Origin of the sequence: Gordonia sp. KTR9 (genome assembly GCF_000143885.2) — a bacterium.
Taxonomy (GTDB): Bacteria; Actinomycetota; Actinomycetes; order Mycobacteriales; family Mycobacteriaceae; genus Gordonia.
The window spans coordinates 4,882,234-4,903,038 of sequence record NC_018581.1 but is presented as its reverse complement, the minus strand read 5'-3'; the positions used below and the strand labels follow the sequence as shown (position 1 = coordinate 4,903,038).

General features: G+C 68.4%; 17 protein-coding genes. 12 read left to right on the top strand and 5 right to left on the bottom strand.

What is annotated here, in order from left to right; genetic code table 11:
• The first annotated feature begins 80 nt into the window (after positions 1–80).
• The 3 genes from KTR9_RS22635 to KTR9_RS22625 all read left to right on the top strand — a co-directional run bounded on the left by KTR9_RS22635 (position 81) and on the right by KTR9_RS22625 (position 1,810).
• Positions 81–1,055: an alpha/beta hydrolase gene (locus KTR9_RS22635; RefSeq protein WP_014928303.1), complete on the top strand. Its 975-nt coding sequence runs from the start codon at positions 81–83 to the stop codon at positions 1,053–1,055.
• A gap of 4 nt (positions 1,056–1,059) precedes the next feature.
• Complete coding sequence (locus tag KTR9_RS22630; RefSeq protein WP_014928302.1) at positions 1,060–1,452, top strand: YidH family protein; 393 nt, start codon at positions 1,060–1,062, stop codon at positions 1,450–1,452.
• A 76-nt stretch (positions 1,453–1,528) separates the two neighbouring features.
• Complete coding sequence (locus KTR9_RS22625) at positions 1,529–1,810, top strand: hypothetical protein (RefSeq protein ID WP_014928301.1); 282 nt, start codon at positions 1,529–1,531, stop codon at positions 1,808–1,810.
• 12 nt (positions 1,811–1,822) lie between these two features.
• Here KTR9_RS22625 and KTR9_RS22620 read toward each other — a convergent pair whose 3' ends face one another.
• The 3 genes from KTR9_RS22620 to KTR9_RS22610 form a co-directional block, all read right to left on the bottom strand.
• Entirely contained in the window at positions 1,823–3,739 is a 1,917-nt protein-coding gene (locus KTR9_RS22620; RefSeq protein ID WP_044508211.1) for an ABC transporter ATP-binding protein, read from the bottom strand.
• A gap of 100 nt (positions 3,740–3,839) precedes the next feature.
• The gene (biuH, locus tag KTR9_RS22615; RefSeq protein WP_014928299.1) at positions 3,840–4,571 is read right to left on the bottom strand and encodes a biuret amidohydrolase; all 732 of its coding nucleotides are present in this window, start codon (positions 4,569–4,571) and stop codon (positions 3,840–3,842) included.
• Positions 4,572–4,633: 62 nt separating this feature from the next.
• Complete coding sequence (locus KTR9_RS22610; RefSeq protein WP_014928298.1) at positions 4,634–6,007, bottom strand: cytosine permease; 1,374 nt, start codon at positions 6,005–6,007, stop codon at positions 4,634–4,636.
• Between the two features lie 185 nt (positions 6,008–6,192).
• Here KTR9_RS22610 and KTR9_RS22605 point away from each other — a divergent pair, with 185 nt between their 5' ends.
• Both KTR9_RS22605 and fgd read left to right on the top strand, forming a co-directional pair.
• Positions 6,193–6,885 (top strand): GntR family transcriptional regulator, encoded by a 693-nt coding sequence (locus KTR9_RS22605; RefSeq protein ID WP_014928297.1) that lies wholly within the window; start codon positions 6,193–6,195, stop codon positions 6,883–6,885.
• Between the two features lie 134 nt (positions 6,886–7,019).
• Positions 7,020–8,030 (top strand): glucose-6-phosphate dehydrogenase (coenzyme-F420), encoded by a 1,011-nt coding sequence (gene fgd, locus KTR9_RS22600; RefSeq protein WP_014928296.1) that lies wholly within the window; start codon positions 7,020–7,022, stop codon positions 8,028–8,030.
• 2 nt (positions 8,031–8,032) lie between these two features.
• On the opposite strand, the gene KTR9_RS22595 is transcribed toward fgd, so the two are convergent.
• The gene (locus KTR9_RS22595; RefSeq protein WP_010844845.1) at positions 8,033–8,932 is read right to left on the bottom strand and encodes a LysR family transcriptional regulator; all 900 of its coding nucleotides are present in this window, start codon (positions 8,930–8,932) and stop codon (positions 8,033–8,035) included.
• 96 nt (positions 8,933–9,028) lie between these two features.
• On the opposite strand from KTR9_RS22595, the gene KTR9_RS22590 reads away from it, so the two are divergent.
• From KTR9_RS22590 to KTR9_RS22560, 7 genes are all read left to right on the top strand, one after another.
• Complete coding sequence (locus KTR9_RS22590) at positions 9,029–10,120, top strand: DMT family transporter (protein WP_014928294.1); 1,092 nt, start codon at positions 9,029–9,031, stop codon at positions 10,118–10,120.
• Positions 10,078–10,692: a hypothetical protein gene (locus tag KTR9_RS22585; protein WP_014928293.1), complete on the top strand. Its 615-nt coding sequence runs from the start codon at positions 10,078–10,080 to the stop codon at positions 10,690–10,692. The genes KTR9_RS22590 and KTR9_RS22585 overlap by 43 nt, the downstream gene beginning before the upstream one ends.
• Positions 10,693–10,709: 17 nt before the next feature.
• Positions 10,710–11,342, top strand: coding sequence for a TetR/AcrR family transcriptional regulator (locus tag KTR9_RS22580; RefSeq protein WP_010844842.1), 633 nt, complete (start codon positions 10,710–10,712; stop codon positions 11,340–11,342).
• Positions 11,343–11,353: 11 nt separating this feature from the next.
• A complete protein-coding gene (locus tag KTR9_RS22575) occupies positions 11,354–12,958 on the top strand; it encodes an FAD-binding oxidoreductase (RefSeq protein ID WP_044508209.1) in 1,605 nt (534 codons plus the stop codon).
• A 41-nt stretch (positions 12,959–12,999) separates the two neighbouring features.
• Positions 13,000–15,189 carry a phosphate acetyltransferase gene (gene pta / locus KTR9_RS22570; RefSeq protein WP_014928291.1) on the top strand — a complete coding sequence of 730 codons (2,190 nt, stop codon included), beginning with the start codon at positions 13,000–13,002 and terminating at the stop codon, positions 15,187–15,189.
• Positions 15,186–16,388: an acetate/propionate family kinase gene (locus tag KTR9_RS22565; protein WP_014928290.1), complete on the top strand. Its 1,203-nt coding sequence runs from the start codon at positions 15,186–15,188 to the stop codon at positions 16,386–16,388. Before pta ends, KTR9_RS22565 begins: the two co-directional genes overlap by 4 nt.
• 271 nt (positions 16,389–16,659) lie before the next feature.
• Positions 16,660–18,309 carry an HNH endonuclease signature motif containing protein gene (locus KTR9_RS22560; RefSeq protein WP_014928289.1) on the top strand — a complete coding sequence of 550 codons (1,650 nt, stop codon included), beginning with the start codon at positions 16,660–16,662 and terminating at the stop codon, positions 18,307–18,309.
• Here KTR9_RS22560 and KTR9_RS22555 read toward each other — a convergent pair.
• Positions 18,306–20,801, bottom strand: a complete 2,496-nt coding sequence (locus tag KTR9_RS22555; RefSeq protein WP_044507308.1) for a serine/threonine-protein kinase — start codon at positions 20,799–20,801, stop codon at positions 18,306–18,308. The two genes, KTR9_RS22560 and KTR9_RS22555, sit on opposite strands and share 4 nt — an antisense overlap.
• Positions 20,802–20,805: the final 4 nt, after the last annotated feature.

Sequence of the window (20,805 nt, the reverse complement as noted above, 5' to 3'; positions counted from 1 at the left end):
TCGACACAGTGAACGCGGTCGCCGATGAACGGACTGAAACGTGTGGCTCCGAGGTGTAGTTTCGGGCCAGGAGGAATCTGATGCCCATCGTTCACCACCGTCGGCCCAGCCTGCGGTCGTTCCCCATGTGGCTCGGTGCACGTGTGCTCCTGAAGCCGACCCTGGCGTTGTGGCCGGTCAACAAGCCGGGACTCGCCGGTCTCTTCCTCATCGACCGGCTCATCGCGATCGGACCCAAGCCCCGGGGCGTGGTCCGCGAGCAACTGGTCCTCGCCGGCCGGCCCGCCGAACTGATCATGCCGGTCGGGCCGTCGCGCCGGGACAGCGACACGGCGATGCTCTATCTGCACGGTGGCGCCTTCGTGGTGTGCGGGCTCGGCACGCACCGCTCGATCGCGGCGCGGATGGCGCGGGCGTGTGAAGTGCCGGTGTTCTCGCTCGAGTACCGCCAGCTGCCGAAGGCGGGTGTCGGTACGTCCGTCGTCGACGCGGTCGACGCCTACGCCGAACTGATCAACGAGCGCGGGTTCCGTCGCGTCATCGTCGCCGGGGATTCCGCCGGCGGTTTCCTGGCCGCCAAGGTGGTCGAGGCGGTCGCGGCCCGGGACCTCCCCACCCCGGCGGCCCTCGTCGGGTTCTCGCCACTGCTCGACATGGACCTGGGTACTCATCCGGACCGGTCCAGCCGTTCCGACGCCTACCTGCCGAAGACCAAGATGGCCCGGCTGGCGCCGCAGTTCGACAGGGGCCCGATCCCGCTCTCGGGTGTGCGACGCATCGTCGACGCCGACCTCGCGTCGTTTCCGCCGACCGTCCTGGTCGCGGCCGAGGGGGAGATGCTCGAGCCCGACGTCATCGACCTCGTCGAATCGCTCGACGAGGCGGGTGTCACCGCGGTGGCCCACATCTACGCCTGGCAGATCCATGCTTTTCCGGTGCTGAGCTCGCATCACCCGGAGACACTGGACGCGGTCGAGGTGACCGCGGCCTTCGCCACCGACGCGATCCGAGAGGGCAAGACCACTGACGAACGAACGGGCAAGCGCGCCGGCTGACGACGTGAACACCCCGGCCCCGGCGAACCCGGGCACCGCCTACGCCGACGAGTTGGAGACCAGACCCCCGGGCGCGGTGGACGCCCGGTTCACCCTGGCCGCGGAACGCACGCTGCTCGCGTGGGTCCGGACCGCCCTCGGATTCATGGCGGCCGGGATCGCCGTCGTCTACCTGTCGCCCGACGAGACCACCCCGCTCATCGACGTCGCACTGGGCGTCCTGATGGTCGGGCTGGGAGCTTCGTTGGCCGTACTCGGGGCCTGGCGATGGCGACGGACGACGCGCGCGCTGGTCACCGGAGGCGAGATGCCGGGCCCGAAGCAGGTCATGCTCGTGGTCGCTGCGATAGTGGTGGTGGCGGTCCTCGTCGCGGTGGTCATGGTGATCCAGTCCTGACCTCGCCGTTCACCACGACACTCCTACCTTCGGGACGGCCGCGACACTCAGCCGTCCACCATCCAGGGAGATCGACGTGACCACCGGCCCCGACTTCTCGCGGAGCGCGCAGACGTTCTCGATGACGCTGACCATCGTCGGCGCGACCATCCTCATCTTCTGCATCGGCTGGCTGACCGTCGGCTGGTGGCAGGAGGGCCGGTGGTTCTGGGTGGCCGTCGGGATCGCCGTGGTGGTCGTGAACGTCGTGCTGATCGGCATGCAGCTCCGGCGCCGCCTCGGTGAGCGGGTCAAGGACACCGACGACCGCCCCCGGCGCCGCGGGTTGATCGACAACTTCGACGACCTCGACGACTGAGCCCGCGGGCGCTCACGCCGTCAGCGAATCCGAGTCCTCGGGATCGTCGTCGGCGAACTGGGTGCGGTAGAGCTCGGCGTAGCGACCGTTGCGGGCGAGGAGTGTCGGGTGATCACCGCGTTCGACGACGCGCCCGGCTTCGAGTACGACGATCTCGTCGGCGGCCCGGATCGTCGACAGCCGGTGTGCGATGACGATCGAGGTCCGTCCCTCGAGTGCTTCACCGAGTGCTTCCTGGACCGCAGCCTCCGACGTCGAGTCGAGATGCGCGGTGGCCTCGTCGAGGATCACGACCGACGGCTGGGCCAGGAGCAGTCGGGCGATCGTCATCCGTTGGCGCTCACCGCCGGACAGCCGGTAGCCGCGTTCGCCGACGACGGTGTCCAGTCCGTCCGGAAGTGATCCGACGAGGTCGTCGAGCCTAGCTCGCCGCAGCGCGTCCCAGATCTCGTCGTCGGACGTGTTCGGCCGCGCGAGAACGAGGTTCGCGCGAATGGAGTCGTGGAAGAGATGCCCGTCCTGGGTGACGAGGCCGACCGTCCGGTGGACCGACGCGGTCTGCAACTTCCGGATGTCCACCCCGGCCAGCTTGATCGACCCCTCGTCGACATCGTAGAGGCGGGTCGCGAGACTCGCGATGGTCGACTTACCCGCACCCGAACTCCCCACGAGGGCCACCATGCTGCCGGCCGGAACATCCAGGTCGACGTTGTGCAGAACCGTCGTCCCGGCTCGATTGTCCAGTTGGGCAACCTCTTCCAACGAGGCCAGGGACACCTTGTCGGCCGCCGGATAGGCGAACGAGACGTCCTCGAACCGGACGGACACCGGCACGGGTCGGCCACTCTCGGTGCCGGGCACCGCGATCGCATCCGGCGCGTCGGTGATGAGGGGCCGCAGGTCGAGCACCTCGAAGACGCGCTCGAAGCTGACCAGCGCACTCATGATCTCGACGCGGGCATTCGCCAGGGCCGTCAGTGGCGCGTACATCCGGGTCAGCAACAGCGCCAGTGAGACCACCGCGCCCGCGGACAGGTGATCCTGTACCGCAAGCCAACCGCCGAGCCCGTAGACCAGGGCGAGGGCGAGCGCCGACACCAGCATCAGCGTCGTCATGAAATACGCCTGCAGCATCGAGCGGCGTACCCCGATGTCGCGGACACGGTCGGCACGTTCGGCGAATTCCCGGGACTCGAGATCGGGCCGCCCGAACAGCTTCACCAGCGTGGCGCCGGGAGCGGAGAAGCGCTCGGTCATCTGCGTCGACATCCGGGCGTTGTGCTCGGCGGCTTCGCGGGACAGCGCGGCCATCCGCCGGCCCATGCGCCGCGCCGGTACGACGAAGACCGGCAGCAGGATCAGCGCGAGCAGCGTGATCTGCCAGCTGATCGCGATCATCACGGCGAGGGTCAGGGTGAGCGTGACGATGTTGGAGACGACGCCCGACAGGGTGTCGCTGAACGCGCGCTGGGCACCGATGACGTCGTTGTTGAGCCGGCTCACCAGTGCCCCGGTGCGGGTACGGGTGAAGAACGCCACCGGCATCTGCTGCACGTGGTCGAAGACGGCGCGACGCAGGTCGAGGATGAGGCCCTCACCGATGTTCGCCGACAGCCACCGGACGCCGATGCCCGCGCCGGCCTCGGCGACGGCGATCAGCGCGATGGCGACCGCGAGTCCCACGATCATCGCCTCCGAGCCGCCCTCGGTGATGAGGTTGACGACCCGGCCCGCCAGCAGCGGGGTCACGACCGTCAGCACCGCGGTGAAGACCGACAGGACGAGGAAGAAGGCGATACGACGCCGGTGCGGGCGGGCGAAGTCGCCGATCCGGCGAAGTGTCACCCGGCGGTCGCCCCGCAACCGTTTGCTGCTCGGCTGGGTGGAGGACTTGTACATCATGTCCCAGGCCACGGACTGCATGCTCATGCCGTCCACGGTAGAACTTCAAGTTGGCTTCAAGTCCACTTTGTTCGCTGCCGGAGGAATCCTCCGGCAGCGAACACACCGCCCCGCGGGGACGAGAGCGCTATCCGGCGAGCGCGTCGGCGACCCCCGCGCCGAGCACGTCGAGGAGGTCCGACGACGCGGCGACGGCGCCGAACACACCGCCCTGCATCGTGACCATGTTGAGCGCCGCCTCGTGGTTGGCGGGATCGGTCGCACCCGTGCAGTCGGAGAGGATGAGGCATTCGTAACCGCGGTCGTTCGCCTCGCGCATCGTGGTGTGGACGCAGACATCGGTCGTGATGCCGGTGAGGATGATGTGCGTGATCCCGTTGGTGCGCAACACGAGATCGAGGTCGGTCGCATAGAAGGCGCCCTTGCCCGGCTTGTCGATGACGATCTCGCCGTCGAGCGGAGCGACCTCCGGCACGATCTGCCATCCCGGTTCGTCGCGGATGAGGATGCGCCCGCAGGGGCCGGTGGAGCCGATCTCGGCCCCGATCCGTCCCGACCGCCAGCGCTTGTTGGCCGGGAGGTCGGACAGGTCGGCGCGGTGACCTTCCCGAGTGTGGATGATCGTGAGGCCGGCGTCGCGCGCCGCGGCCAGGACGCGGGCGGTCGGCTCGAGCGGTGCCCGCGTCAGCGACAGGTCGTAGCCCATCGAGTCGACGTAGCCGCCGGGACCGCAGAAGTCGGTCTGCCAGTCGATGCAGAGGAGTGCGGTGGAGGCGGGGTCGAACCCGCCGTCGTAGGGCCACGCATACGGCCGTGCGCCGCCGATGGTCGAGAATTCATGTGGTGCAGCAGATGTCATGGTCGTTTCCTGGTCGGGGGGTGCGGATGTCGGGTGGTGATCTGGGTGATGACGAACATCAGTCACACCGGCGCCGAGGTGGTGTCCTCGACGGTGACGTCCGGCGTCGACGACGTGGCGGACGTCCGCCGGCTCAGAACTGCCGCGAGGGCGCCGGACACGACGATCCCCACCGCGACGACGCACAGGGCCGGGGCGAAGTAGTGGGTGACGAGCGCTGCGATCGCACCGGCGCCCCAGGCGATGAACGCCGTTGCACGCCACGGTGTCGGGGCGTCGGACGACGCGGCCCGCCTGGTCAGGGGCAGCACCTGGTCGACGATGAGGACCGCGCCGAGCGGTGGGACGACGACGCCGAGCAGGTTGAGCCAGTCCTCGAAGTGCTGCCAGATGCCGGCGACGGCGAGTGCGACGCCGATGGCGCCGAGTCCGACGGTGAGCACGCGCATCCGGATGCCGGTCAATTCGCTCCAACCGACGGCGCCGTTGTAGAGGCAATGTGTGCACACCGAACCCAGGTTGATGAACACGAAGGCGACCGCGATCGGCACCAGCACGCCGCCGTTGTCGATGAGGATGCCGAGGAACCCGCCGCCGTTGGTGGCCGGATCGTCGCCCGCGCCCATCGCCACGATGACGCCGCCGATGGTCAGCGCGACGGTGTTGCCGACCGGGAATGCGCTGAACGCGGCGAGGAATGCCTGCTTGCCGTTGACCGACCAGCGGGTGAAATCCGCTGTCATGGTTCCGGAGTCGGCGAACAGGGCGACCACGAGCGTGACCGCGGCTCCGAACGTGAGCGCGGTGGCGCCCGCTCCGCCGGTGTAGGAGGCGAAGTCTCCGGCGCCCGGCGCGGACGAGGCGTCGACGATGGCGAGAACGCCGAGGATCAGATAGAGCGGTGCCGCGATGATCCCGATCACGGTCAGTGCCCGGATGCCGAGCAGGGTCGCCGCGACATACCCGACGCCCGCGATCAGGGCGATCAGCGTGGCGTTCCACCCCATGCTCGCCTCGAGCGTCGATCCGGTGAGACCGGTCTGGAAGGCGAACCAGCCGATCACCACTGTGGTGAGGAAGGCTGCCGGGATGCGGTAGCCCTTGGCGCCGAACGTGCGGGCAGCCATCAGCGCGAAGTTCTCGCCGGTGCGGCCCGCCTGGTAGCTCAGCAGTCCGACGTAGGCCATCAGGATCAGATTGCCGACCGCGATCGCGGCCATACCCGGCCAGAACCCGAGCGAGTACACGATCATGCCGCCGAAGACGGCGCAGGTGAGGATCATCGGGAACCCGAGCCACACCGACGACACTGCGAAGAGCGATCTGCGCGCCGATGCCGGTACCGGCCGGTCCTCGTACTCGTCGAACGCCGACGTATCGCCGTCGGCGTCGTCAGGGCTGGTGCCGGCGACCGGTATGTCTGAGGTGGATCTCATGGTTCCTCCCGAACCTCGTTGCAGATTCCTATAGGAAACGCCTGAGGCGTCGCGCTTCCGTTGCAGCTTCGTTAACAGCCGATTAATCCGCATAGTCCGCGGTACAGCGAGCGCGATCTCGCGCGGTGATGACGCCCCCATGCGCACCTCTGCGCGAGACGGCCATCGTCATATAGGATCTCTGCATGATCGAGCGTGCCCCCGTCGTGGGCGCCACCCCCGCGCCTGCCGACCGGATCCGCGCCGACGTGGAGGAGGCCATCCTCTCCGGACGGCTTGCGCCGGGCACGAGGATCAACGCCGACGAGCTCGCCCGCGAGTCCGGGGTCAGTCACATCCCGGTGCGGGAGGCCCTCCGGTCCCTGGAAGCCGAGGGATGGGTCGTCCGTCGTCACAACCGCGGGACCTACGTCCGGGACCGGGACTCCGCCGAACTGTCGGACCTGTTCGAGGCGCGGCTCATCGTCGAGCGGAAAGCGGCGTGGCTCGCAGCGCAACGACGGACCGCGGCGCAACTCGACGATCTCGTGCGGATCGTCGAACATCAGGACGCGACGACCGATGACGCAGTGCTGTCCGCGATCAACTGCGACTTCCATGTCGGCCTCGCCGGTTGTGCGCACAACCGTGTTCTCGAGTCGATGGTCGCCGACGTGAACAAGCGGGTTCGCTTCTACTACCTGCCGACCGCGGCCCGACGGCACGACGTCTCGGTGGCCGAGCATCGCGCGATTCTCGACGCGGTGCGCGACCGCGACTCAGAGCGTGCGGCCGACTTGCTGGAGCGGCACATCGCCGACACGAGAGCAGGAGCGTCCCGGACGCTCACCGCCGGTGAGGTAGATGAGGCGGGCACGGCCGGAAGACAGGCCGGCTGACGCGGCGGCAGGCTGGCGACGCCGGGGTTTCCACGCATGCTCTACGTTGGTATGCGAGGTCACAACACGATTCGGCCGACTGACAGACCGGCCCGGGCCGGCGATGAGGGCCGGTGGCAAAGGAGCGAGGCGACATGGCAGAACTCAAGCTCGGTTTCAAGGCGTCGGCGGAGCAGTTCGATCCGCGCGAGCTGGTGGAGATCGCGGTCGCGGCCGAAAAGCACGGCATGGATTCGGTTGCGGTGAGCGATCACTTCCAGCCCTGGCGGCACAACGGCGGGCACGCGCCCTTCTCCCTCGCGTGGATGGCGGCGGTCGGTGAGCGCACCAAGCGGGTGCAGATCGGCACCTCGGTCATGACCCCGACCTTCCGCTACAACCCCGCGGTCATCGCGCAGGCCTTCGCCACGATGGGTTGCCTGTACCCCGGTCGGATCATGCTCGGCGTCGGAACCGGCGAGGCACTCAACGAGTACGCGACGGGATTCCAGGGCGAGTGGCCGGAGTTCAAGGAGCGCTTCGCGCGCCTGCGTGAGTCCATCAAGTTGATGCGCGAGCTGTGGACCGGCGAGGAAGTGAACTTCGACGGCGAGTACTACCACACGCAGGGCGCGTACATGTATGACGTTCCGGAGCAGCCGATCCCGGTGTACGTCGCCGCCGGCGGTCCGGTCGTCGCTCGTTACGCGGGCCGCTCCGGCGACGGTTTCATCTGCACCTCCGGCAAGGGGCCCGAGCTCTACACCGAGAAGTTGCTGCCCGCGGTCGCCGAAGGTGCGCAGAAGGCCGAACGCGACGTCGACACCATCGACAAGATGATCGAGATCAAGATCTCCTACGATCCCGATCCCGAACTGGCACTGGAGAACACGCGCTTCTGGGCGCCGCTGTCGCTGACGCCGGAGCAGAAGCACAGCGTCAACAGTTCGACCGAGATGGAGCGCCTGGCCGACGAGTTGCCGATCGAGCAGGTCGCCAAGCGGTGGATCGTCTCGTCCGATCCCGACGAGGCCGTCGAGAAGGTCAAGTTCTACACCGACGCCGGGCTCAACCACCTGGTGTTCCACGCCCCCGGGCATGACCAGCGCCGCTTCCTCGAGAACTTCGAGCGCGACCTCGCCCCACGACTGCGCAAGCTCGGCTGAGCCTACGAAACCGTCTGGGCGACAGCGGCGTCGAGCATGTCCAGCACTCGCCGGACCGGAGGTAGGTCGAGTCCGGCCTGTCGCACCCTCACCCGCACCTCGCGCGCGGGCGTGGGGTCGACGATGGGAATCGACGCGACACCGGGTGGCAGGTCGATGAGTGCGAGCTCGGGGACGACGGTGAGTCCGACGCCGGCGGCGACGAAGCGGATCGCGGTCGGGTAGTCCTGCGTCTCCACGCTGAAGTCGGGAACGAAGCCCACCGAGGTGCAGGCGTCGAGCAGTGCCTGCCGGCAGGGTCCGCGTGCCACGTCGTTGTCGACCCAGGGGACCTGGGACAGTTCGCGCAGGGTCACCGAGTCCAGCGCGGCCCACGCTGAATCCTCCGGCACGACAGCGTGATAGGGGTCCGTGGTCAGTCGGCGACCGACGAACCCCGCGACCTCGGCGGAGGGTCGTCGGCTGTCCGCCACGTAGATCTCGATGTCGGGCGACGCCGACGACGGACCCATCAGTTCGATGAGGCGCAGATCGAGCCGCAGTCCGGGGAACTCGCGGGAGATGGTGGCGACGATCGGCGGAATCCAGGTGGCGCCCGCGGAGGCGAAGTAGTTGATGCGCAGCTGGCCGAGACGCCCGTCGCGCAGCTCCGAGATCAGGCCGTCGACGCGCGCGATCTGTTCGAAGACGGTGTCGGACTCGCGTGCCAGGATGAGGCCGGCCTCGGTCGGCACGATGCCGCGCCCGTCGCGCTCGACCAGTGACAGCCCGGTCTCGCGCTGGAGTGTGGCGATGTGCTGACTGACTGCCGACGGTGTGTATCCGAGCGCGGCCGCGGCCCCGCCGATGGACCGCTCGCCGATGACCGAGCGCAGGACCCGGAGGCGGTGGATGTCGACCATGCGGAGACGATACAACGGGAACACTACAGCGATGCTGAAGTATCAGAAATGAGTATTCACTTGTCCTGAAGTGCGGAATGGGCGAACCTGGAGGACATGTCCTCGCGCCTGACGCCGGCCTCCTCTGTGTCCGCCGCCGCATCACTGCCCGCGCTCGCCGCACTCGTGACCGTCGTGTTGTGGGCGTCGGCGTTCGTCGGCATCCGTGCGCTGGGCGACACGTTCTCCCCGGGTGCCATGGCCTTTCTGCGGTTGCTCGCCGCGGTCATCCCGCTGACGATCCTCGTGGCGGTGGTGCGTCTGCGTGCGCGGGCGACCGGGGCGCAGGCACGGCCACTGTTCCCGCGGGGTCGAGCGCTCGCCATGGTGACGGCCTACGGCGTCGCCTGGTTCGCCGGGTACACCGTCCTGCTGAACTGGGCCGAGCGGCACCTCGACGCCGGGACCGCGGCGCTGCTCGTGAACCTGGCGCCGATCCTCGTCGCCGTCGCCGCGGGATTGTTTATGGGAGAGGGATTCCCGCGCCATCTCGTGATCGGCATGACGATCGCTTTCGCGGGGGTGGTGCTGATAGCACTCGGCGGGTCGGCGACCGCGGACGCGCACGCCGACTGGCTCGGTGTCGTGCTCGGGGTCGCCGCGGCGATTCTCTACGCGACCGGCGTGCTGATCCAGAAATCCGCACTGCGCACCGTCGATGCGCTGACCGCCACCTGGCTGGGTGCGGTCGCGGGCTTGGTGGCGACTGCGCCGTTCGCGCCCGTCGCCGTCACCGAATTGTCCGGCGCCGAGCCGGGCGCGATCTGGGCGGTCATCTACCTCGGGGTCGGACCGACCGCGATCGCATTCTCCACGTGGGCCTACGCGCTGGCCCGGACCGACGCGAGCGCCATGGCGGCCACGACGCTCGTGGTCCCCGCACTCGTCATCGTCCTCTCGTGGGCGCTGCTCGGCGAGCTGCCCACCGGTGTCGGCATCGTCGGTGGACTGCTCTGCCTGGCCGGCGTCGCCATCGCGCGCCGATTGCTGCCGAGACGGCCGCGCGTGGCCCGGCGTGCGCGTAGCCTGGACGCATCGTCGCCGGCGTTGACGCCTCCCGTGCCACGACGGGTTCCCGGCACGACCGCAACCGAGGGGACACCGCCATGCGCAAGCTCGTCGCCGGCCTCGCCATCGGCGGGTCGCTGACTCTCGGTGCGGTGGCGACGCTGCTGACCGTCGACTCGGAATCGCCTGCGGCGCCGCCCACTGTGAGCTGCCCACCGTTCTCCGGTTCCGGGCCGATCCCCGGGTGCTCGTTGCGTGTCGACGGGACCCATCTGCAGATCACCCTGTACAACAACGCCACTCGAAGCCCTGCTGTGGAGTGCACCCTGACGCCGAGCGGTGCGCTCCGTCCCACCGACTCCGCGTCGATGGGGCCGGGCTCGCGCGGGACGCTCGGGGCCTCGGTGTTCCCGAACGTGTCGAGGGTCTTCGTCGTCGACTGCCGTGGCGGCGGTACGGGCGCCGACCGCGTCGAGCGCCAGACCACGATCAGCGCGCGCGCCGAGGCGCCGGTACCCGAGCGGACGACGCCGCCGGCCCGTCGTTCATCACCTCCGCCGGCCCCCTCGGCGCCCTCCACGTCACGCGGGTCCGACGTGCCCGCGGATGACTCGGCACCGCAGCCGAGTACCGGGGATGCCGGGTCCGCCGAAGCCGCGATCCCGCCGCCGACCGTCACCACGACGACCACGACGGTTCCCGCCTCATCCTGATTCGCTACGGTTTTCGCATGGATCGCGACCGCATGGTGGATGTCGGAGTCGGGCTTGTCTCCCGGTTCGGGGCCAAGACGCTGAGTCTGACGTCGGTGGCACGGCACGCCGGGGTCGCGCGCGCCACCGCCTACCGGATGTTCGGCGGGCGCGAAGCGCTGGTCACGGCGATCGTCGAACGCGAGGTCTCGCTGCTGCGGGTGAAGCTGGTGGAGTGGTCGGCGAGTGCACCCGACGCGGCGGGCAAGATCCACGCGCAGGTGGTGAACGTGCTGCCCTACATCCGCAACCACGACGCATTGCAGTACGTCCTGCGCAAGGAGCCCGAGGAGGTCGTGCGCGCGCTGGTCGCCACCAGCGATTCGGCCGGGCCCACCCTCATCCACCAGATCGTGTCGGAGACCCTGCCCGACCTCGAACCCCAGATCGGGGACCAGCTGTTCCCGAACCCGCGGGGAGCCGCGGAGTTCCTCGTCCGCACCATCTACTCCCTCATGCTCATCCCCGACAGCTTCCTGAGCGATGAGCAGATCGCCGAACTCGTCGTCCGGGCGGTCGTGCGCACCGACGCCGAGGGAGACGCCTCCGGCGGGGATGATTCCGGGGGTGTTCCGCCGACCGGCGGTGCCGCACCGGGCGCGGCCCGATGACCGACGAGCGGATGTCCGACGAGACTGCGATACCCGTCGTCCAGATGCGCCGGCCGCGATGGGGGGACCCGGCGCGCACCGCCGAACTGCCCGGCGCGGCGGCTGCGCTCGCCGGCGGCCGGGACGCCGACTCCGGCGTCGACCCGGCGACGATCACCCTTCCCCGACCGGTCGTCGATCCCAGTGTCCGAGAGGAGATCTCGGCGATCGTCGGTGCCGGAAACGTCACCGACGCGGATGCCGCACGGGTTCAGCACACGCGCGGGTACTCCACCCCGGACATCCTGCGGTTGCGTGCGGGCGACGCCGGCGATGCGCCCGATCTCGTGGTGTACCCCGGTGGCCACGACGAGGTGGTCGCGATCCTGCGGCTGTGTTCGGACCGGCGGATCGCCGTGGTGCCCTTCACCGGTGGGACGTCCGTGGTCGGTGGTCTGACGCCGGACCGTGCTGCGGTCACCGGTGTGATCAGCCTCGACCTGCGACGCCTCGACCGGGTGGTGGAGATCGACGAGATCTCCCGGATGGCGACCCTGGAGGCGGGCCTGCGGGGGCCGGCGGCCGAAGCGCTCCTGCGTGAGAAGGGGTGGACCATCGGGCATTTCCCGCAGTCCTACGAGGGCGCCGGGATCGGTGGCTACGCGGCCACCCGATCTGCCGGCCAGTCGTCGGCGGGCTATGGGCGGTTCGACGAGATGGTCGAGGGACTCGTGCTGGCGACCCCGCGCGGCACGATCGAACTCGGTACCGCGCCCCGCTCGGCGGCCGGCCCCGATCTACGTCAGCTGGTCCTGGGGTCGGAGGGTGTGTTCGGTGTCATCACGAGCGTGCAGGTGCGCATCCGGCCGGTGCCGGTGGCCCGCGTCTTCGACGCGTGGCGCTTCGCCACGTTCGCCGACGGCGCGACCGCTCTTCGCCGGCTCGCCCAGGACGGTCCGCTGCCGACGGTGCTGAGGCTGTCCGACGAGGTGGAGACCGCGCTGAATCTCGCGGACCCGGCCGGCGCGGGGAGCGAATCGGGCGATGGTGGGTCAGCGGGGTGTCTGGTCGTCGCCGGATATGAGGGTGCCGCCGACGAGGTGGCACGCCGTCGCGACGCGGCGTCGGCGGTCCTGACCGACGCCGGCGGCGGCGCGCTGGGCGACGGTCCCGGGGAGTCCTGGCGGACAGGCCGTTTCGCCGCACCGTATCTGCGCGATCCGTTGCTCGATGCCGGCGTGCTGGTCGAGACGCTCGAGACCGTCGCCTTCTGGTCGCGGTTGCACGAGGTGCGCGACGCGGTGACGGCCGCCCTCACGGACTCGCTCACGGCGTCGGGCACGCCGCCGCTGGTGATGTGCCACATCAGTCACGTCTACGAGTCGGGCGCCTCGCTGTACTTCACCGTCGTCGCACCGTTCGGCGACGATCCGCTGACGCAGTGGGCGGCGGCGAAAACCGCGGCCAATTCCGCGATTCGGGCGTCCGGGGCCAGTATCACCCACCACCACGCGGTCGGTCGGGATCATCGGGACGCCTACCACGACGAGATCGGGCCCCTGGCACTGGAGGCGTTGCGGGCGGTGAAGGCGTCGCTCGATCCGGCCGGCGTGTGCAATCCGGGAATTCTGATCTGACCCTCGATCCGACGGGAGGGGTGCGTGGCTCGAGCGCCACTATGCTGGGGCGCATGGCCACGGATGCAGTCCAGACCGCCGACGGACCCGCGAGTGCGGAACAGGTCGTCGCCGACACCACGACGAGTATCTACATCGCTTCCGCGGAGGGGGAGACCGGTAAGTCCATCGTCGCGTTGGGGCTGCTGGCGCTGCTGTCGGCCACCGGCGGGCGGGTCGGCGTGTTCCGTCCGATCTCACGGACGGCCACCGAGGATCGGGATCCGATCCTCGATCTGCTCCTCGACTACGACTCCGCCGACCTCCCCTATGAGGACTGTCTCGGCGTCACCTACGAACAGGTCCACGACGATCCAGAAGGTGCGATCGCGGAGATCGTAGCCCGTTTCCACGCCATCCAGTCCCGGTGCGACCGCGTGGTCATCGTGGGCTCGGACTACACCGACGTCGGAACTCCGTCCGAACTGAGCTACAACGCCCGGATCGCGGCCAATCTCGCTGCCCCGATGGTGTTGGCCATCAGGGCGATCGACCGGTCGCCGGCAGAACTGCACGGTCTGGCCGAAGGCCTCATCGCCGAGGTGAAAGCCGCGCACGCGACCCCGGTCGCGCTCGTCGCCAACCGATGCGATCCCGATCGGCTCGTCGAGATCCGGGAACAGCTGCGCAGCACCGGGATTCCGGCGCTGTGCCTCCCCGAGGAGCCGGTGCTGTTCGCGCCCACGATGGGGGAGCTGAAAGAGGCGCTCGGCGCGACCATGTACAGCGGCGACGAGGAGCTGCTCGACCGGGAGGCGCTGCGGGTGATGGTCGGCGGCATGACCGTCGAGCACATCCTCGAAAGGCTCACCGACGGCACGGTCGTCATCACTCCGGCCGACCGATCGGATGTCCTGCTCGCTCTGGTGAATGCGAACACTGCGCAGGGGTTTCCGCGTCTGTCGGGCATCATCCTCAACGGTGGGCTCAAACCGCACCCGATGATCGAGGCGCTGGTGAGTGGTCTCAAACCGACGCTGCCCATCATCAGCTGCCCGCAGGGCACCTACGACACCGCGCGTACGGCCGCGCACACGCGGGGCAAGCTCGGTGTGGGCTCCGTGCGCAAGATCGAGGCTGCGTTGTCGATGATGGAGACCCACGTCGACCCCGAGAAGGTCATGCACAACCTCAACGTGTCGACGCCGACGGTGGTGACGCCGCAGATGTTCGAGTACCGGCTGATCTCCCGCGCGCGTGCCGACCGGAAGCACATCGTGCTGCCGGAGGGGGATGACGACCGAATCCTGCGCGCGGCCAACCGGCTTGCCCGGCGCGGCGTCGCCGATCTCACCATCCTCGGCGATCCCGACACGGTCCGGGAACGCTCCATCGAACTCGGACTCGACCTGGCCGATGTGAGGGTCATCGACCCGGCCGAGTCCGAGTACCTCGACGAGTTCGCCCGGGTCTACACCGATCTGCGCAAACACAAGGGCATGGATTTCGAACGGGCACAGGAGAAGATGCGGGACGTGTCCTACTTCGGCACGATGATGGTGCACACCGGCCGCGCCGATGGGATGGTCTCGGGGGCGTCGCACACCACCGCACACACGATCCGGCCGGCTTTCGAGATCATCAAGACGAAACCGGGGGTCTCCACCGTCTCGAGCGTGTTCTTCATGTGCCTGGCCGACAAGGTGCTGGCCTACGGTGACTGCGCCATCGTCCCGGACCCGTCCGATGAACAGCTCGCCGACATCGCCATCTCGTCGGCGCAGACGTCGGCGGCCTTCGGCATCGATCCGCGGGTCGCGATGCTGTCCTACTCCACGGGAACGTCCGGGTCGGGCGCCGACGTCGAGAAGGTAAAGACGGCTACCGAACTCGTGCGCGAGCGGGAACCCGGGCTGCTGGTCGAGGGACCCATCCAGTACGACGCCGCGGTGGAACCGTCGGTGGCGAAGACCAAGATGCCCGATTCGCCGGTCGCCGGTCGCGCGACCGTGTTGATCTTCCCCGATCTGAACACCGGCAACAACACGTACAAGGCGGTTCAGCGCAGCGCGGGCGCGATCGCGATCGGCCCGGTGCTGCAGGGATTGAACAAACCGATCAACGATCTGAGTCGTGGAGCTCTCGTATCCGACATCGTGAACACCGTGGCCATCACCGCGATCCAGGCCCAACAGGGGGATGTGGACCCGATCACGGGGAACGCCGCCGCCGACGACGAGGCCGGTCGATGAGCGGGGCGTCCGGTGCGGTGCTGGTGTTCAATGCCGGCTCGTCGTCGCTGAAGTATCAACTGGTGCAGCCGGCGGACGGCACGGTGATCGCCGAGGGCATCGCGGAGCGGATCGGCGATGCCGGTTCGTCGATGACGCATGAGCAGAACGGTGAGACGGTCACCGAGACATTGCAACTCGACGATCACCTCGCCGCGGTCCGGCGTGCGGAGCGTTTCTTCGCCGACAACGGAACCGACTTGGCAAAGGCGGGACTGAGTGCGGTGGGGCACCGGGTGGTCCACGGCGGCAGGTCGTTCTACGAGCCGACCGTGGTGACCCCCGAGGTGATCTCGGAGATCGAGCGGATCTCCCCGCTGGCACCGCTGCACAATCCGGCCAACCTGGTCGGCATCCTGGCGGCACAGGAGTTGCTGCCCGACGTTCCGTCGGTCGCGGTCTTCGACACCGCCTTCTTCCACGGGCTCCCCGACTCGTCCGCGACGTACGCCATCGACCGTGCGGTGGCCGACGAACATGCGATCCGCCGCTACGGTTTTCACGGCACCAGCCATGAGTACGTGGCCGGCCGGGTGGCCGAGTTCCTGGACCGCGACCCGGCGTCGCTGAACCAGATCGTGCTGCATCTCGGCAACGGCGCGTCGGCCTCGGCCATCGCCGGCGGACAGCCCATCGACACGTCGATGGGTATGACCCCGCTGGAGGGGCTGGTCATGGGAACCCGCAGCGGTGACATCGACCCCGGGCTGGTGTTGCACCTGAACCGGGTGGCGAATCTGTCGGTCGGCGAGATCGACACGCTGCTCAACAAGCGTTCGGGACTTCGAGGTCTGTGCGGCGAGAACGACTTCCGCACCATCACCGAGCTGATGGACTCCGGCGACGACGCGGCCCGTCGCGCCTTCGACGTCTACATCCATCGCCTACGTCGCTACCTCGGAGCCTACGCCTTCGCCCTCGGGCGCGTCGACGCGATCACCTTCACGGCTGGGGTCGGTGAGAACTCGGCAGTCGTCCGGTCTCGTGCGCTGGCGGGCCTGGAGGGGTTCGGGATCGTTGTCGACGAGGAGCGGAACGCTCTGCGCGGCAAGGCTCCTCGGCGGATATCGGCGGATGACAGCGCCGTGGATGTGCTCGTGGTGCCGACCAATGAAGAGCTGGCCATCGCGAGGCAGTCGGCGGCGGTCGTCGGGGGTTGATTCCCGGTGGGTCGGCATCGTCTGGACCGCGTACTCGAAGGTCGATATACCGGCACTGAAGGAGTACGGCGCCGCTGATGTTCCAGGATGGCTGCGTTCGGAAGGCTGACGGGTAAGAGACCAAGCCGCAGGGTGGTTCGATATTCGGCCGTCCCTACCACGCACCACCGACAAGATGCGCTCTGCAGCGGGTAAGCGAAAACCGTTGCACACCAGCGTTATAGCCGCTACGCTCGAACATGTATTCGCGCAACGTCTCCGGGGGGTGACCATGTCTGACGAATCCGCCGCATCACAACCTCGTGCTGTCGAGCTGGTGGCCGAGCTGAATGCGATCCTCGACGAACTGCGGACCGTCGACCTGTCCCCGTGCACCGACGAGGAACTGATCGACGTCGCCTCTGCCACCGAACGGGCCATCGCGCGAACCACTTACGCCGGCGACCGCCACGTCGCCGAAGCCGAGGCTCGCGACCTGCCACGCAAGACCGGATACCGCACACTCACCCAGTTCATGAACCATCGCCTCCGCATCACCAATCCTGTGCGACGGCGCAAGCACCTCAATGCCACCGCCACGCTCACGTGCCTCAACGGCGATCGCCTGGAGCCCGAACACCCCACACTGGCAGAAGCTTTCGCCACAGGGACTGCCGGAACCGCACACATCCAGGCCGCCCTCGACGTCCTCGACCACATCCCGAACGCTGTCGACCACGATGTGAAGGTCGCTGCCGAACGACAGATGGCCGAGATCGCCGTAGCCCACACCCCCGCCGACATCACCCAACTCGGCGCGCGCCTGCTCGCCCACCTCGACCCCGACGGCACACTCGCCGACGACACCGACCACAAACGACGCCGCAACCTGTGGATCGGCCGACAACGAGCTGACGGCACCGCCAAGATATCGGGCACCCTGACCCCCGAACTCGTCGCCCGACTCACGATGATGTTCGCGGTCTGGGGTAAGCCCGGACTCAACAACCCAGACGACCCCGCCTCACCCCGCGGGCCGGCCGGAGCTGCCGACCCCGACGCCCTGGCCACCGCCGCCGACCGCGACCAGCGCACCCTCGCCCAGACGAATCACGACGCGCTCGACGCCGCACTCACCGCGGGTTTCGCGGACGGGACTCTCGGCACCTCGCACCGCGGCCTGCCCGTGCAACTGATCATCAAAGCCGACCTCGGCGACCTGATCCGCGAAGCCGGCCTCGCCACCACCGCCACCGGAACCCTGCTACCCATCCCCGACCTGATCGCCATGGCCGGTGAGGTTCAGCCGTGGTTGGCGATCTTCAAAGACGCCACCGCCGTGCCGCTGTACTTCGGTAGGGGCAAGCGTCTGGCCACCCGCGAACAACGCTTCGTCTCGTTCGCCCGCCCCGACGGCGAAGTGTGCTCCGCTCCCGGGTGCGATCAACCCGCAACCCACGTCGAACTCCATCACGCCCACAAGGATTGGGCCAAGGGTGGTCTCACCGACATCGACGACCTCGCGCCGGCCTGCCCGCGGCACAACCGCATGGTCGGTGACCAGCCCGGCCAGTACACCACCCGGATCGAACGGTCCGGACCCGACGAAGGCCGCTGCGTCTGGCGATTGAACGCCGAACCCGGCGCACCACCCAACCCCGACCGCCTCAACCGCCGACCCGACATACCCCGGCGGTTCACGACACACTTGAACACTGTGCGCGACGAGATCCACGGACAACCAACACGGTCCGGCGGCGACTCACGCCCAGACAATCGAAACTGCGATGACCTGCGCCTGACGATCAGCCACGTCATCGACGTCCGACCACCACGGCGCGTGCATCGCACCCGTCTGTCGCTGGTCGAGGCACACCTCGAGGATCTCCTCAGCCAAGAACCGCTGGTGCGTAACGCAATTGCACCCTTCAGGTCGTCCTAGAACAGCGTATTCGGCCGAACGTAGTTGGCGAGGTCGACGAGCATGAACCGGTGGTCCCGGTTGGTGCGGGTCAGACGTGCCAACTGACGCAGCGAGCGCTCTGTGCCGGTCCGAATCCCGTACTCGGTGAACGGGAATCCGAGCAGTGTGGACGGTTCTTTGTCCAGCAGGGCGTCGTCGGGGTTGTCGTGAATCCAGCCCAGCGCGGTGCCGAGCACGATCAGCAGCATCCGGGCCTTGCGCGGTTCGGTGTCCGGGATCTGTTCCAGGCGCCGGGCCGCCTCGACGATCTGCTCACGGGTCACCTGGGTGGTGGGCCGTCCGTGGACGAGCGCGATGATCGCCGTCGCGCGTGCGGTGTTGAAGTGGCGGCTGGTCGCGGGAACCTCGTCGAGCGGCTGGATGGCGGCCTCGATGTCACCGGCCGCCACCGCGAGCCGGGCCAGACCGAACGCGGCGGTCACGATGCTGTGATCGGTCAGCCACAGATCGTGATAATGGTGCTGCGCAACGTCATACAGTTTGGCGATCTTCTCCGCGGATTTCGCCGGACCGTTCTCGTCGGCGAGCCAGCGGCCGATGAGTTCGGCCGTACCCGCGACGGCGAGCTTGGGTGCGACCTCACCGGGCATCGCACCCAGGACCTCGTCGAAGCGCTCATAGGCCAGTTCTGGCTCGTCGTTCATCAGCGCGCAGATACCCATGTACCACTCGACCCGCCACGAATCGCCGTGGTGGGCACGGACTTCCTGGAGGAGGGCGAGCGCGGTGTCGACGTCGTCGAGCTGCAGATGCGCGCGGGCCTCGGCGAGGTCGATCTCCCGTGAGGGGTGGGCGTTCTCGACCGGCCGCCCGCCGAAGAGCGAGGCGAAACCCTCCGCCCGCGCGGTGTTGATCGAGTCGAGGGTCTGACGCGGATCCGACAGCGCCGCCGACGTGAGCAGGCTCGCCGCCGGATCGAGCGGGTTGACCAGCGGTACGGGCAGCGCGTTGGCGATGTCCACCGGGTCGTAGAACGCCGCCTGATCGGGGTCGAAGAAACCGTCGACGGGCGCGAGCATGAGGTCGGTGCCGAAAGTCGAGCGCTGCGGCGTGAACACCGTCGACAGTGCGGGTCGCGGAACCCCGGTGTGGACGGCGACCGTCTCACGCAGCACGTTCAGCACCTGGGTGCTCATCTCCTCCGCGGAGACGAAGCGGTCGGCCGGGTCGGGTGCCGTGGCGCGCTGCAGGAGCCGGTAGTACGACGGGTTGTTCCGGAAAACAGGCGTTTTCGACGCGGCGGGCAGGCCGTCGACGTAGCGCCCGTTCCGCATCTCCATCGGCACGGTGAGGACCGCGAGGGTGCGTCCGATGCTGTAGATGTCGGTCGCGATCTGCGGTCCGGTCTTGACGATCTCCGGTGCCTGGAAGCCGGGCGTCCCGTACAGGTGTCCGTAGCCGTTGATCGGGGAGACGGCGCCCAGATCGATCAGCTTCACCTCGTCGCTGCCGACCATGATGTTCTCGGGTTTGACGTCGTTGTAGACCAGTCCGACCGAATGCAGATAGCCCACGGCGAGAAGTACTTCCAGGATGTAGGCCAAACCCTGCTCCACCGAGAGCAGGGCGTTGTCGGGATCACCTCCGGTGATCTGCTTGAGCGTCTGGCCGCCGATGTACTCCATCACGATGTACCCGAAGCGGTCATCGTCGTCGACGTGCTCGACGAAGTTGTAGATCTTCACGATCCCGGGATGGTTGACCGAGGCCAGGAACTGCCGCTCCGCGACCGCCACGCGCTGGGCCTCCGAATCCGAGGAATTCAGCAGACCCTTGAGGACGACGGGCCGATCACTCACATTGCGGTCGATGGCCAGGTAGATCCAGCCGAGGCCGCCGTGGGCGATCGCGCCGGCGATCTCGTACTGGTCGGCGACCAGCGTGCCCGGCGCCAGGCCCGGGACGAACGAGTACCGGGCGCCACAGTTGCCGCAGTCGCCGGTCGGGGGGCCGGCACCGTCGCCCTCGCGCCGGCCGACCGGTTTGCCGCAGCGCCAGCAGAACCGCTTGCTGTCGGCGATCACCGGGTCGTCGATGACGGCATCGGCGGGTTCGATGTCGGTGATCTTCGGCATCTCGACCAGGCCGCTGCCGAGCCGGCGTTCGTGCACCGGAGGCCGACGGTGCGGCACCAGTCGCCGGCCGAGCGGACCCGAGTCGGGTTCGGGATGGGGTACGGCCGGACGCGATCGGACGACGCGGTCGGTCCGGTCGTCAGGGTCGACCCCGACGGTGAACACCGGTGCGACGGCCTGTGTTCCGACATCCGGGTCGGCGCGGCGCCCGGGCCGTGGATCGGTCGTGTCGTCGGAGCCGGCGGTCAGTGCCGGCTCATCCCCGAGAAGCGAGTCGAGCGAGACCCGCTGGGTGCCCAGCTCGTCGCCCTCCGTGTGGGCGCGCGAGTCGCCGCGCACGTCGTCCGGCTCGTCGTGGCGGGCGGTGCTGTCCATGGGC